Source organism: Klebsiella indica (genome assembly GCF_005860775.1).
GTDB lineage: Bacteria > Pseudomonadota > Gammaproteobacteria > Enterobacterales > Enterobacteriaceae > Klebsiella > Klebsiella indica.
The window spans coordinates 77,163-91,881 of the sequence record NZ_VCHQ01000010.1 but is presented as its reverse complement, the minus strand read 5'-3'; the positions used below and the strand labels follow the sequence as shown (position 1 = coordinate 91,881).

Below are 14,719 nucleotides of genomic sequence, written 5' to 3'. Positions count from 1 at the left end.
GTTTATCCTTGCATCTGCGGCTTAAGCGCGGTGACATGAATATAGCGGCCTAAGCTAACATACGGCTCCTGACGACAGTAGCGCGTTTCCAGCTCCAGTAGCGCCGCATACTTGTCGTGCTGTTGGTGTTTTTCACGCAGATAATCATGAAACACCCGCACGCCGGTCTTACCGGTAATATGCCAGCCAATCTCCTCCAGCCAGCGGTAGACCTGCTGCGGATCGCGCGGATAGTCCGGCGACAGCGTGCGTTTTTTCTTTTTCGGCATGCCAATTTGCACATAGTCGAAATTTCCGGCCACCATATTGTGCATCAACAGGCCATTAGCATTGTAGAACATTAGCGACAACGCGCCGCCTGGGCGGAGTCGCGACCACAGCGCACGCAACACCGCCTGCGGCTCAGCCACCCACTCAAGTACCGCATGAAACAGTATCAGATCGACCGGATTTTCCAAATGCCGCGCAATATCCTGAGCCGCGCATTGTACAAAATGCATGTTAGCGATCACACCTTTATCAGCGGCCGCCTGCCGGGCGCGAGTGACCATTTCACCAGAGAGATCGCATAACGTGACATGATGGCCCATTTCCGCCACTTTGATCGCCGTCTGCCCCTGGCCGCCGCCCGCATCAAGAATCTGCAAAGGCCCCGGCCCCATCTGATTCAGCAATGGTTGCAAATCCTGCCAGAGGATTGCCTGCCGCAGCTGGCCTTTGGTGGTGCCGTATATATTGCGCGAAAATTTTTCAGCAATATCATCGAAATTACGATCCTGCACAGGTGACTCCGCAAGCCAACACAAAGTCGCTATTTTGTCATACCCACGCGGAGAATGAAGCGATCTGTTGTAAGATCGGGGCATATCTTTGGTTATATGGTTAAAAAAGGAACCATCTGGCATGCTTTTTACGCTGAAAAAGGTTTTAGGCGGTATGATGCTGCCGCTTCCCTTGCTGCTGCTGCTCATCGCATTCGGCATCGCGCTCCTGTGGTTTAGTCGTTTCCAGCGCACCGGCAAGCTCTGCGTCAGCCTCGGCTGGCTATTGTTGCTGCTGCTGAGCCTGCAACCGGTCGCCGACAGTTTGTTAAAACCAATCGAAGATAAATACCCGACCTGGCGCGGAACCGAGCGCGTGCAGTACGTCGTGGTGCTCGGCGGCGGCTACACCTGGAATCCAGACTGGGCCCCCAGTTCAAATCTTATCAACAACAGTCTGGCGCGACTGACGGAAGGGATCCGTCTGTGGTACGAGAATCCGGGTGCGAAACTCATTTTTACCGGTGCAGCAGCAAAAACGAACCCGGTCAGCACCGCTGAAGCCGGGGCCAGAGTGGCGGAGAGTCTGGGAATACCGCGCAGCGAAATCATCACGCTGGATAAACCCAAAGATACCGAAGAGGAAGCCGCGGCGGTAAAAGCGGCGATAGGCAGCGCACCTTTTCTGCTGGTAACCTCCGCCTCGCACCTGCCGCGTGCAATGATTTTCTTTCATCACGTCGGGCTGAATCCTTTACCCGCCCCTGCCAACCAGCTGGCGATTACGTCCCCGCTTAACCCATGGGAGCGGGCGATCCCTTCGCCCGTTTGGCTGATGCATAGCGATCGGGTGGGATATGAAACGTTAGGGCGCATCTGGCAATGGTTAAAAGGCGCATCAGGCGAGCCAGGGCAAAATTGATTTTGCCGCCAGATCAAACCGGGTGCGGTCAAAGCGCCCGGTATTCACCAGATTTTCCACTTCATCCCACAACAGATACAGCCAGCGCCGCCAGAGAAACGCTTCCGCCACCGGCGCCCGACGCAGGTAGTGCCACAGCAGTTGTTCCTCCTGGCCACTATCGGCCAGACGGAATAGTTCATATTCCCGCGGCGCCCAAAGCATCATGCCCGGCCCAACCATCGCCAGCAGTTGATCGCTGCGCGGATCTTTCAGCATACTGCGCAACGTGAAGCTGCCGTGCACCAGCACACAGTTATCATTGAACTCTTTAAACAGCTGCGGCAGGCATTCACGAGTACGGAACAGTATACGTTTATCCTGCATTGTCAGGCCGGTATCCTGGTACAGGTTCAGCGTGCTCCAGAGCATCTCTACCCGCTGGCGATACCAGTGCGGCCAGAGATTTTCCTGAGTGCTGTCAACCCTTCCTACGCAGCCGCCGCTATCCTGTCGATGCCATGCCAACAGCGCCTCCACAATCTGTTCCTGCAGTTGTTCCCAGCGTTCTGGTGTGCGGGCAGGCGCTTCAACTGAAACGCCGCGTAGTCGTTCAATCAGCAAAACATCAGGCCCCGGATGCTCTTCGTGCGTCATCACTCCATAGACCACCGGCATACGTACGGTCCCACTGCGCGCAAGGGTCGATATTTTCCATGCCAGCTGACGGGCGACGCCAGGCGTCGTAAAACTCTTCGCCAATAACGGCAGAGGATTTCCCTGAGCATCATACAGCGACCATAGCGCCGTGGAGTTTTTCTCGCTAATGCACTCCACGCGACTTAATTTTTCCCCCAACAGGTGGCTCAATTCGGTACGCAGTTGTTCCATTCTTGATTGCCCCTATGAAAACTATCGGCTTCATAATGAGCGCCGACCGCAAGGTTGTCATCGGGTAAGATCAAAATTGCAACGGAAATAGGGAAAATTGGGCTGAGTGATATCCCCTCCTGATAGAGGGGAGAATAGAATTAACGCAGCTCTGCGCGTACGCGCTGCAGATCTTCCGGCGTATCGACACCGGTGCCGGGAACGACTTCCGCCACCGCGACATGGATTTTTTCGCCGTACCACAGTACGCGCAGTTGCTCCAGCATTTCAATCTGTTCTAGCGGGCTCGGTGCCCAACTGACATAACGGCGGATAAAACCGGCGCGATAGCCGTAGATACCGATATGCCGCAACAGCGAATCCCCGATGGTTGCGCGGGACCCGGCAAAACGATCGCGATCCCAGGGAATCGTCGCGCGGGAGAAATAGAGCGCGTAACCCGCGGCATCCATCACCACCTTTACCGCATTCGGATTAAATGCTTCTTCAGCATCGTGAATTGGCACCGCTAACGTCGCCATACCGCTGTCGCTGTTCGCCAGATTGTCTGCAACCTGACGCACTATCGCTGGCGGGATCATGGGCTCATCGCCCTGAATATTTACGATAATGGTATCGTCGCTAAAGGCGAATTTCTCAACAACCTCAGCAAGGCGTTCAGTACCGGAATGATGATCTTCACGCGTCATACAGACTTCACCACCGGCTGCTTTAACCGCGCGGGCCACATCCTGGTGATCGGTCGCCACAATGATACGCTCAGCGCCAGATTCACGCGCCCGCTCCAGGACATGGACAATCATCGGTTTGCCGTTAATATCCTGCAGCGGTTTGCCAGGCAGACGGGTAGAAGCAAAACGCGCCGGAATGATAACCACAAAACTCATGACTGGCTCTCTTCTGCAGCAAGCGAACGGGCTTCGGTTTCCAGCAACACGGGAATGCCGTCGCGCAGCGGGAAGGCCAGATTATCCAGTTTGCAGATCAGCTCTTGCTTATCCTGGCTGTAATACAGCTTACCGTTACAAACCGGACAGGCGATAATTTCAAGTAAACGATGATCCATGATTCCTCCAGATGGACCGAATAGATTCCGCAGCAGCATATCACAGCCTGGCTCAGGCGGCGTCAATTTCCCACCCCTGTCGTAGCCCGGTAAAGAGATCCGCCGGTCGCTGTCTGCAGACCACCTGTGTCATGTCCTGCCAGCGGGCAAAATCATCAATCGCCCGCTTTAGCCCCCTCTCCAGCCCCGACGTGACCTTCACGCCATTCTCCAGCCACAAAGCGATAATCTCCAGCACACCCGTTTTGCGATGCACTTTGCTATCCATCTTACCCACCAGTTTTCCCTGGTGCAGCAACGGTAAAACAAAATAGCCATACTGACGCTTTGACGCCGGCGTGTAGCACTCCAGGCGATAGTTAAAATTGAACAGCTGTTCTGCCCGTTTACGATCCCATACCACCGGATCGAACGGCGACAGCACGGCGCTATGAGTGGCTGTTAGCCTGCCGCCTGCCGCTGACTCCAGCTGTGACAGCACATCGCGATGAAGCCACATTTCACCCAACGCTTCCACATCCACCGGTACCACCAATCCCTCTTCCCGCCAGCTCGCCAGTTGCGTCGTCAGGGAAGGCTGGCGCAAACGATAATAATCCGCCAGCCATTGAGGACGAAAAATCCCCAGACTACGGGCGCTGTTGCGCAGCATTATCGCTTCAGCCTGCGTCTGCGAAAGTCCGTCCCGTTTATCATCCCAGTGGGGCATTACCCGCTGCGTTAAATCGTAAACCCGTTGAAAATTGCGACGTTCGATAACCATCACTTTACCGGCGGTAAACAAGCCTTCAAGATGGCGTTTGTGCGGTTTCCACGCCCACCACCCGCTGGCGCCTTTACGCGGGTGCCCGAAATCTGCCGAGCGGACCGGGCCATTTTCAGCAATATGGTTCAGGAGTTCCTGAATACCTGCAGCATGCTCGATCATCCACTCTTTGGGATACTTCCATCCCATGTTATCCGGCATCAGCATCCGGTGGCGAACAAGGGAAAAGTCGCTTCGCGGTAAAAAGCAGGCTTCATGGGCCCAGTATTCCATTAACTCACCTGCGCGTAATGACTCATCCAGCCAGACTTGCGGGTAATGACCCAGACGGCTAAAAAGTACAAGGTATGGACTACGGGCGACAACGTTGATGGTATCGATTTGCAGCAAAGACATTTGCTGAATAATCCGCAGAATATCTTCGGGCCGCGCACGGCGACGGGGCTTTTTCAGTAGCCCCTGAGCGGCAAGGTGGAGATGGCGGGCTTCTTGTAGCGAGAGGGACAATACCGACATGCAGGTTCTCCGTTAAGGGGCCAGTGCAGCGGTATAACAAAATTAGCGTTGCGCCAGCGTAACTAAGTCCGTGAGCAACCGCTGCGCGCGTTCGTCAGCCATTATGGCGTCAACAGGCAAATACCACCAGTTTGCCTGAGCAAATTTCCGGCATTTTACCGCATCTTTTTCGGTCATCAGCAGCGTTTGCTGCGACGTTGCCAGCGCGGCGACGTCGCGCGGCTGCAATGCCTGATGGTCGGCTAAAGCCACTGCTTTCACCGGCTGTACGCCACAGCTTTCGAGCGTGGCGAAAAAACGCGGGGGATGGCCGATCCCCGCCATTGCCACCACATTTTCCAACCTGGCGACATCCCGTTGTTCAGCAGTCAGCAAATTCACAGCCTGTCCGGGACGAAGCTGCATTGGAATTTCGCCAGAACGCGGGAGACCGCCATTAACGATAACCGCATCGACGCTGTGCAAACGCGAGGCACGTTCACGCATCGGCCCGGCAGGCAGCCACCAGCCGTTGCCAAAACGGCGCACGCCATCAATCACTACGATTTCTTTGTCGCGCGCCAGCCTGTAGTGCTGCAGACCATCATCAGTAATGATGATCTGCAGATCGTTGCCTGCAAGCAAGGCCTGGACCGCATCGCTGCGAGACGGTGAGACGGCCACCGGCGCGCCGGTACGCTGATAAATCAGCACCGGCTCATCACCCGCTTCAGCAGTATCGGTATCCGCATTCAGCAATAGTGGATAGCTCGCCGCTTTACCGCCATAACCGCGTGAAACCACGCCGACACGAATACCGCGCTGCCGGAGTTGTTCCACTAACCAGATAACAACCGGCGTTTTGCCATTACCGCCAGCGGTGAGGTTTCCCACCACCACGACCGGTATCGGCGCTCGCCAGGCTTTTCGCCATCCTCGTTTATAGCTAAGCCGTATTAACCCGCTCACCAGGCCATATAGCCAGGAGAGCGGCAGTAACAACCGCCATAAGGGCGACTCACCGGACCAGATGCGAGCAATCATGCGCCAAATTGCATCTTATGCAGTTGGGCATAAACACCCTTGTGCTCAAGCAGATCGGTATGGCTGCCGCGTTCGACGATCTGACCGTCCTCCACAACCACGATTTCATCAGCCTGCTCAATCGTCGACAAGCGGTGAGCAATCACCAGCGAAGTGCGGTTTTTCTGCAGCTCGTCCAGCGCAGCCTGAATGGCGCGCTCGGATTCGGTATCCAGCGCCGAGGTGGCTTCATCGAGAATCAGAATCGGGCTGTTGCGCAGCAGCGCACGCGCAATAGCAATACGCTGGCGCTGACCGCCGGAGAGCATCACGCCGTTTTCGCCGATGATGGTATCAAGTCCATGGTCCATTTTATTGATAAAATCCATGGCATAAGCCATACGCGCCGCTTCTTCAATCTGCTCACGGCTGTACTCTTCAGTGCGCGCATAAGCAATGTTGTTAGCCACGGTATCGTTGAAAAGATGGACGTTTTGCGACACCAGCGCAACCTGATCGCGCAGGGAGCTCAGCGTGTATTCCCGCAGATCGTGGCCATCCAGCGTAATCTGGCCGTCATTAACATCATAGAAACGCGTAATAAGGCTGGCGATAGTCGACTTACCTGAGCCCGAACGGCCAACCAGCGCCACGGTTTTCCCTTCCGGGATAGTCAGATCGATGTTGCGCAGCGCAGCGACTTCGCGCCCCGGGTATTTGAAGGTGACGTTTTTAAATTCGAGGTTGCCCTTCGCACGATCAATCACCAGCGTGCCTTCGTCTTTCTCTTGTTCAGAGTCAAGTATAGCGAACAGCGTCTGACAAGCAGCCATCCCGCGCTGGAACTGAGCGTTAACGTTGGTCAACGATTTCAACGGACGCATCAGCGCAATCATCGAGGAGAAGACAACGGTGATCGTCCCGGCGGTCAACGTCTCCATTACGCTCGGGAAGCTCGCCGCATAGAGAACAAAAGCCAGGGCCAAAGAGGCGATCAGTTGAATAATCGGATCGGAGATTGAAGATGCTGACACCATTTTCATTCCCTGCAGGCGCATTTTGTTGCTGACCTTATCAAAACGTTTAGTTTCGACCGCCTGCCCGCCAAACATCAGCACTTCTTTATGCCCTTTCAGCATTTGCTCCGCGCTGGTGGTCACCTGCCCCATAGTATTCTGCATATTCTTGCTAATATTACGAAAACGCTTCGATACCACACGAATAGCGATCGAGACAATCGGCGCCAGGACGATCAGAATCACCGACAGTTGCCAACTGTAATAGAACATCATCGCGAACAGGCCAATAATCGATGCGCCTTCACGCACGACGGTGATCAGCGCGCTGGATGAGGAGGATGCAACCTGCTCAGAGTCATAGGTAATACGTGATAACAGCGTACCTGTGGACTGTTTGTCAAAGAAGGCGACCGGCATTCCCATCATATGACTAAATAAGCGGCGGCGCATCGTCATCACGACTTTACCGGAAACCCACGAGATACAGTAACTCGAAACGTAGCTGGTAATGCCGCGCAGAACCATTAACCCGATGACCACCAGCGGCATCCATATCAGCACTGAGCGCTCTGTTTTACCAAAACCATCATCCAATAACGGTTTAAGAAGCGATAGCATGAAGGTATCACTAGCCGCGTTAAGCACTAACGCTACCGCCGCAACGATTAGCCCGAGCTTAAACGGCGCTATAATCGGCCAGAGTCGGCGGAAGGTCTGCCACGTGGAAAGATCTTGATCGTTCTGCATTCAATAAACCAGCTTGTGTTGAAATAGCCGCATATTCTACCCGTTCTACGTCTTCCCGCCAAACCACTGATGATACCAACGCGGTAAAACTTGATCCCGTAAGCTATAGATATGCCAGTCGGTTAAAGAAAAAACGACCGTGATTTGCCCTTGATGCGCAGTGTCAAACCATTGATAACCTTGATTCTGGTAACGCTGAATCACTTTCGCTGATGGCATACGCCATGCGTTATAGCGCGAAACGGAAGCAAGCGCCGCCTTCCCGCCAACGCGACGCAACAAGGCCGCTCCCGACGACGTATTACTGCCATGATGCGGAACCTGAATGAGTGTAGACGCAAGATGTTGCCAGTAGCGGCTCATCATTGCCTGCTCCGCAGGCGCTTCAATATCTCCGGTCAGCAGAATACTGTGCTTACCGTCATCAATTCGTACCACGCAGGAGCGATCATTTCCCTGGGTTGTCGTACCAGGCAGCGGCCAGATAACGCGGATAGTTAATCCTCGCCACTGCCAGCTCTCACCGCGCTGACACGCTAAATGGCCTTCCCAACCTAACGGGCTGCGCACCCAGATATTGGGCCATGCTTTTAGTACAGAATTGAGTCCACCGCGGTGATCGAGGTGCTCGTGGCTGAGAACGATCCCCTCCAGTTGCAAATGATGCCAGCGCAGCCAGGGAAGAATAATCTGTTGGCCGCTGTCGCCGCCCGGCCAGGCAAGCCCGGTATCATAGAGCAGCGCCGCATCCTGCCGTTCAATAACCATAGCCAGCCCCTGTCCCACATCCAGCATTGTAACGCGCCATTCATCCGCCGGAATACTGCGCCAGAAAGGCCGGCTTAACAGGACCAGACAACTCAAACAGAGTACCGGCAATGTACGCCAGACCTGAAAACGCCATGCGATCAACGCCAGCCACGGCAGTATGCTTATCCCCAGCCAACGCGCATCCAGACTCAGCCAACCGGGTGGTAATTGGCGTAATGACCAGAATAGCGCGGCAAGAATATGGTCGGCTAAATGCCATATCGCCATCTCAATGATCAACGGCCCGCAAAGATGTAATAGCATTGCCGCCAGAATCAGCGGCACGACGACAAAGGTCACAAGGGGTACAGCAATAAGGTTGGCAATCACGGAAGTCAAACTGATGCCGTGAAAGAGCATAATCTGTACAGGGGCAAGCAGAAACATTAATCCGACCTGCAAATGGCCTAATCCGAGACTTTGGCGCAATAGCCAGTGCCTTGCGCAATGCGGCATCGGCGCCAGTTGATACCAGAAGATAAGCGCGGCAACAGCAAATGCCGATAGCCAAAGGCTCTCGGATAAAACCGCCAGCGGATCGGCAAACAGAATTGCGCCAAGACAGCAGCCCCATATTTGCCATGGCGACCAGCGTTTTCCTGACAGGCGTAGCGCGCAGCCAACGGCTAATGCGATGCTGGTGCGCAGGGCGGGAGGCTGCATGCCGGTTAACCAGGCGTAAAATAAAGCGCATGCCAGACCGGTCAGTAACGGTGCTCGCCAGCCAAGCCAGCGGCACGGAAAAAAGAATTGTGCACCTCTGAGCAGCAGCCAGCCCAGAGAAGCCCCTAATGCGATATGTAAGCCGGAAATCGCCATCAGGTGCGATGTACCGGTTTCCTGCATCAGGGCGTTAATCTCGCGGGGCACGGCCAGACGTTCCCCCATACCCAGGCCCAACATTACCGATTGCCACGGTAGCGCAGTTAGCCGCCGTTTTAACGATGCAAGATAGCGTGCCCGCAAACTACAGCGCTTGTCGCGTACTTCAGCGGAGAGAAATCGTCCGGTTAACGGCCGATGCTGTGCCAGTGCATAGCGTTGGCTATCGAACCCGCCGTCGTTAAGCTGCCCATGAACCGGACGCATGCGTAGCCGCATTGCCCATACCTGACCTGCGCAGGGCGGTTCCGGTAAAGCGTTGCCATAAAGGCTTACTCCTGGCGCGGGAAACAATCGCCGTCCATCCAGCCGTATAATCTTGCCCTGATGAGTTGTCTGCCCGTCTGTTGCAGTCAGCTCAATTTCAACCTGCCTGTTTCCGCCGGTTAACGCCTCCGTGGACCACAGGATCTGTCGGGCGCTAAGAATTCCCCAGAGCCAAAATAGCGTTATTAGCACCGCATATTTCGTCGCTTTACAGCGATATTGTGCAATAAGTAAAGCAAGAACAAAGATCCCCCAGATGAGAGATTTTTCCGGTAAGGCAGGCATCCAGAGTAGCGGCAGGATGCCGATAATCACACAGCCAGCAAGTTGTGGTAAACGCATTAACACCTCCCCGTTAGCGGAAGTGTTACTGTAAATAGAGGCGCGCGTCTCTCAGGAGGAAGATAATCTGTATCGCGTTATCCGGAGAATTGACGCCGTTACCGAAAAGCGAACGACATTTTGCGAGGTGAATCATAAAGGCACAAAAAAAGCACCCGCAGGTGCTTTTTTAACGTCTAAGTATGTTGTCGCTGCTCAGCGAAACTTACCCTTCATAAATATTGGCGCGGTCGCGTAATTCTTTGCCTGGCTTAAAATGTGGAACGTATTTACCTTCCAGTTCAACTTTGTCGCCAGTTTTTGGGTTACGCCCGGTGCGGGGTGCTCGATAGTGCAAAGAGAAGCTGCCGAAACCGCGGATTTCAATGCGCTCACCCTGAGCCAGCGTTGAGGCCATATGCTCCAGCATTTCTTTAACAGCATCTTCCACTGCTTTCGCAGGAATATGGGATTGCTGGCTGGCAAGTCTTTCTATCAATTCTGACTTGGTCATTATTCCTCCGGTTTCCTTTCAGGCAAAATTAGCTAACAGCTTAAACAAGGGCGGCCGTAGCCGCCCTTTGTCATTGATTACAGGACGAATCCCGTAATCTGTCAAGTAAACTCGTCATAATTCAGGTTGTTGTAACCCGAAAGACTCAGATTACTCGCCTTTAGCTGCTTTGAAAGCTTCAGCCATTGCGTTGTTGGAGAAGTTTGCATCTTCCTGTTTGTTAACAGTTGCGATTGCATCTTTCTCATCAGCTTCATCTTTAGCACGAACAGACAGGCTGATTGCACGGTTTTTACGATCAACGCCAGTGAATTTAGCTTCAACGTTGTCGCCTACGCTCAGAACCAGAGTGGCATCTTCAACACGGTCACGGGAAGCTTCAGAAGCGCGCAGGTAGCCTTCAACGCCATCAGCCAGTTCTACGGTTGCGCCTTTAGCGTCAACTGCAGTCACTTTACCGTTAACGATTGCACCTTTCTTGTTCAGCGCAACCCAGTTGTTGAACGGATCTTCTGCGAGCTGTTTAACGCCCAGAGAGATACGCTCACGCTCTGCGTCAACCTGCAGAACAACTGCTGCGATTTCGTCGCCTTTTTTGTATTCACGAACGGCTTCTTCGCCTGCAACGTTCCAGGAGATGTCAGACAGGTGAACCAGGCCATCGATGCCGCCGTCCAGGCCGATGAAGATACCGAAGTCAGTGATAGACTTGATTTTACCTTCAACACGGTCGCCCTTGTTGTGGGTTTCCGCGAACTGCTGCCACGGGTTGTTTTTGCACTGTTTCAGGCCGAGGGAGATACGACGACGTTCTTCGTCGATATCCAGAACCATAACTTCCACTACATCGCCAACGTTAACAACTTTGGACGGGTGGATGTTTTTGTTGGTCCAGTCCATTTCGGAAACGTGAACCAGGCCTTCAACGCCTTCTTCGATTTCAACGAAGCAGCCGTAGTCGGTCAGGTTGGTCACGCGACCGGTCAGTTTGGTCCCTTCCGGATAACGTTTAGCGATAGCGACCCACGGATCTTCGCCCAGCTGTTTCAGGCCCAGAGATACACGAGTACGTTCGCGATCGAACTTCAGCACTTTAACAGTGATTTCGTCGCCAACGTTTACGATTTCGCTCGGATGCTTAACGCGTTTCCACGCCATATCAGTGATGTGCAACAGGCCATCAACGCCGCCCAGATCAACGAATGCACCGTAGTCAGTGAGGTTCTTAACGATACCTTTAACTTCCATGCCTTCCTGCAGGTTTTCCAGCAGCTGATCGCGCTCTGCGCTGTTTTCCGATTCGATAACGGCACGACGGGAAACAACAACGTTGTTACGTTTCTGGTCCAGCTTGATGACTTTGAATTCAAGCTCTTTGCCTTCCAGGTGCAACGTATCGCGCACCGGACGAACGTCTACCAGAGAACCTGGCAGGAACGCACGAATACCATTCAGCTCAACAGTGAAGCCACCTTTAACTTTGCCGTTGATAACACCGACCACAGTTTCAGCATCTTCGTAAGCTTTTTCCAGCGTGATCCAGGCTTCGTGACGTTTAGCTTTTTCACGGGACAGCAGGGTTTCACCGAAGCCGTCTTCTACTGCATCGAGAGCAACGTCAACTTCGTCACCCACCTGGATTTCCAGCTCGCCCTGGGCGTTTTTGAACTGCTCTGCCGGAATGGCGGACTCAGATTTCAGACCGGCGTCAACCAGCACTACGTCTTTGTCGATAGCAACAACAACACCACGAACGATGGAACCCGGACGGGTTTCGATTTCTTTTAAGGATTCTTCAAACAGTTGAGCAAAAGATTCAGTCATGTTTAATCTTCAGGTTAATATTAACGTCCACCTGGCTCCGTGCCGGATGGGGTTGTTTCACATACCCGCCGTCAATCCATTGCAGCGGGGGTACTGCTAAATCGGTCGCACTTAAGCGAGCGCCAGTTTTTGGCGCGCATATTGTAGCGCTTTTTCAATCACTTGCTCGATGTTTAGTTCCGTCGAATCAAGAACTAACGCATCAGCAGCCGGGACAAGCGGGGCGACTGCGCGATTACGATCGCGGTCATCACGCTCTTTTATCTCGGATAAAAGGCGATCAAAGTTAACACTAATGCCCTTTTCCTGCAACTGAAGCATACGGCGGCGCGCACGTTCTTGCGCGGAAGCATCAAGGAAAATTTTCACCGGCGCATCCGGAAATACGACGGTTCCCATATCGCGTCCATCGGCAATCAGGCCGGGCAAGTCACGGAAAGCACGTTGCCGACGCAACAATGCCTCTCGCACCCGAGGGAAAGCCGCCACTTTTGAGGCGGTATTCGCCACTTCCTGCGTGCGAATCTCAGCGCTAACGTCTTCACCTTCAAGGATGACTTCCAGGCTGCCGTCAGTGGAAATAAAGCGAACATCCAGGTGCGCAGCCAGCGGCACCAGCGCGTCTTCAGATTCGATATCAACATGATGATGCAGCGCAGCGAGGGCAAGGACGCGATAAATCGCCCCTGAATCCAGCAAATGCCAGCCCAGCGTTTCCGCCATTGCCTTACACAACGTGCCTTTGCCCGCACCGCCAGGCCCATCAATGGTGATTACCGGAACAGTTGCCGTCATCTTTTTCTCCTTCAGCAAGGCGCGTAACTCTATAAATAAACGCAGCGCATTATACGCATCTATACGACGGAAAGTGAGCATTGCTTGCAAATTACGGACAACAGGAAATCCAGCGCGGAATAATGACTCAATTATAGCGGCTGACAGAACATCAGCCGGAAAGGCGACGAAGTTTTACTTTTCTCAGCAATTATGCGCCCGCAAAGATGGCATGGGGGACCTTTCGTGCTTGTCCCCCATTGCCCCGCTATTGCGCTGACGGGCTGGTGAGCGGTACCGCTTTACTCCAGACTTATCTGGTCGCTGAAGTTCATAAAAAATAATTCAGCGCAATCAGGCCAGCGTACTGATTCGCGCCAGTTGCTCGAAGTAATCAGGGAAAGTTTTCGCCGTACACTTCGGGTCGAGGATAGTTACCGGCGTGTCGGAAAGCGCCACCAGCGAGAAGCACATCGCCATACGGTGGTCGTTATAGGTGCCGATTTCAGCAAACTGCAATTTCGTCGGCGGAGTGATACGGATGTAATCCTCCCCTTCTTCCACTTCCGCGCCCACTTTACGCAGTTCCGTCGCCATCGCAAACAAACGATCGGTTTCTTTGACGCGCCAGTTGTAGATATTGCGCAGCGTGGTAGTGCCTTTGGCAAACAGCGCGGCGGTCGCAATCGTCATCGCCGCATCCGGAATATGGTTCATATCCATATCGACAGCGTTCAGTTCGCCACGCGTGCAGGCAATAAAATCATCGCCCCAGATAACGGTTGCGCCCATTTTCTCCAGCACATCGGCAAAGCGAATATCGCCCTGCATACTGTTACGGCCAATCCCCGTCACTTTCACCGTTCCGCCTTTAATGGCGCCTGCGGCAAGGAAATAAGAAGCAGATGACGCGTCGCCTTCCACCAGATATTGACCCGGTGAACGATACTGCTGTGCGCCTTGCACCACAAAACGCTGATAATTCTGGTTCTCAACCTCAACGCCGAATGTTTTCATCAGGTTCAGCGTGATGTCGATATACGGTTTTGACACCAGGTCGCCTTTAATTGCGATTGTCGTATCCTGCGGCGCCAGCGGCGCGGTCATCAACAGCGCGGTGAGAAACTGGCTGGAAACGCTACCGTCGACTTCAACCTGGCCGCCGTTGAAACCGCCGCGCAGGCGCAAAGGCGGGTAGTTTTCCTGCTCCATATAATCGATTTGCGCCCCACCCTGACGCAGTGCGTCAACCAGGTGGCCAATTGGACGCTCTTTCATCCGCGGCTCGCCGGTTAACACAATATCATTGTTCCCAAGACATAGTGCCGCCGCCAGCGGACGCATCGCGGTTCCGGCATTGCCGAGGAACAGTTCTAATGCTTTCCCCGCCTGCAAGGGGCCGCCGTTACCGGTGACTTCGCAGCGAATGCGATCGGATGACAAATTGTAATGAACTCCCAGAGCGCTAAGGGCATTCAGCATGTGGCGGACGTCGTCGCTGTCCAGCAAATTAGTCAGCACCGTCGTGCCTCCCGCTAATGCCGCCAGCAACAGGGCACGGTTAGAAACACTTTTGGACCCGGGCAGGTTAATCGTGCCATCTACGCGTGCAATGGGTTGTAACGTCAGGGATTCCATTAAACTCAACTCTCAAACAA

At 53.8% G+C, this 14,719-nt stretch carries 13 protein-coding genes; 1 reads left to right on the top strand and 12 read right to left on the bottom strand.

Translation table 11 applies throughout. The annotated features are described in order from the left end of the window. Positions 1-2: 2 nt before the first annotated feature. Complete coding sequence (gene cmoM, locus FE839_RS08920; RefSeq protein ID WP_138360478.1) at positions 3-782, bottom strand: tRNA uridine 5-oxyacetic acid(34) methyltransferase CmoM; 780 nt, start codon at positions 780-782, stop codon at positions 3-5. A gap of 121 nt (positions 783-903) precedes the next feature. On the opposite strand from cmoM, the gene elyC reads away from it, so the two are divergent. Beyond that, the gene (elyC, locus tag FE839_RS08915) at positions 904-1,683 is read left to right on the top strand and encodes an envelope biogenesis factor ElyC (protein ID WP_138360477.1); all 780 of its coding nucleotides are present in this window, start codon (positions 904-906) and stop codon (positions 1,681-1,683) included. Here the strand turns inward: elyC and FE839_RS08910 are convergent. The 11 genes from FE839_RS08910 to aroA all read right to left on the bottom strand — a co-directional run bounded on the left by FE839_RS08910 (position 1,660) and on the right by aroA (position 14,699). Further along, positions 1,660-2,553, bottom strand: coding sequence for a YcbJ family phosphotransferase (locus FE839_RS08910; RefSeq protein ID WP_138360476.1), 894 nt, complete (start codon positions 2,551-2,553; stop codon positions 1,660-1,662). The two genes, elyC and FE839_RS08910, sit on opposite strands and share 24 nt — an antisense overlap. Positions 2,554-2,693: 140 nt before the next feature. Next, positions 2,694-3,440, bottom strand: coding sequence for a 3-deoxy-manno-octulosonate cytidylyltransferase (gene kdsB / locus FE839_RS08905; protein ID WP_138360475.1), 747 nt, complete (start codon positions 3,438-3,440; stop codon positions 2,694-2,696). Continuing rightward, entirely contained in the window at positions 3,437-3,619 is a 183-nt protein-coding gene (ycaR, locus tag FE839_RS08900) for a protein YcaR (RefSeq protein WP_138360474.1), read from the bottom strand. Before ycaR ends, kdsB begins: the two co-directional genes overlap by 4 nt. A gap of 52 nt (positions 3,620-3,671) precedes the next feature. Then, positions 3,672-4,901, bottom strand: coding sequence for a winged helix-turn-helix domain-containing protein (locus FE839_RS08895; protein ID WP_138360473.1), 1,230 nt, complete (start codon positions 4,899-4,901; stop codon positions 3,672-3,674). A gap of 42 nt (positions 4,902-4,943) precedes the next feature. Next, positions 4,944-5,924 (bottom strand): tetraacyldisaccharide 4'-kinase, encoded by a 981-nt coding sequence (gene lpxK / locus FE839_RS08890; RefSeq protein ID WP_138360472.1) that lies wholly within the window; start codon positions 5,922-5,924, stop codon positions 4,944-4,946. After that, positions 5,921-7,669, bottom strand: coding sequence for a lipid A ABC transporter ATP-binding protein/permease MsbA (msbA, locus tag FE839_RS08885; protein WP_138360471.1), 1,749 nt, complete (start codon positions 7,667-7,669; stop codon positions 5,921-5,923). Before msbA ends, lpxK begins: the two co-directional genes overlap by 4 nt. A 45-nt stretch (positions 7,670-7,714) precedes the next feature. Further along, a complete protein-coding gene (locus FE839_RS08880; protein WP_138360470.1) occupies positions 7,715-9,970 on the bottom strand; it encodes a ComEC family protein in 2,256 nt (751 codons plus the stop codon). Between the two features lie 205 nt (positions 9,971-10,175). Then, positions 10,176-10,463 (bottom strand): integration host factor subunit beta, encoded by a 288-nt coding sequence (gene ihfB, locus FE839_RS08875; RefSeq protein ID WP_002898165.1) that lies wholly within the window; start codon positions 10,461-10,463, stop codon positions 10,176-10,178. 150 nt (positions 10,464-10,613) lie between these two features. Continuing rightward, a complete protein-coding gene (gene rpsA / locus FE839_RS08870) occupies positions 10,614-12,287 on the bottom strand; it encodes a 30S ribosomal protein S1 (RefSeq protein WP_138360469.1) in 1,674 nt (557 codons plus the stop codon). Positions 12,288-12,398: 111 nt separating this feature from the next. After that, positions 12,399-13,082, bottom strand: a complete 684-nt coding sequence (gene cmk / locus FE839_RS08865; protein ID WP_138360468.1) for a (d)CMP kinase — start codon at positions 13,080-13,082, stop codon at positions 12,399-12,401. Positions 13,083-13,415: 333 nt separating this feature from the next. Next, the gene (aroA, locus tag FE839_RS08860; protein ID WP_138360467.1) at positions 13,416-14,699 is read right to left on the bottom strand and encodes a 3-phosphoshikimate 1-carboxyvinyltransferase; all 1,284 of its coding nucleotides are present in this window, start codon (positions 14,697-14,699) and stop codon (positions 13,416-13,418) included. Positions 14,700-14,719: the final 20 nt, after the last annotated feature.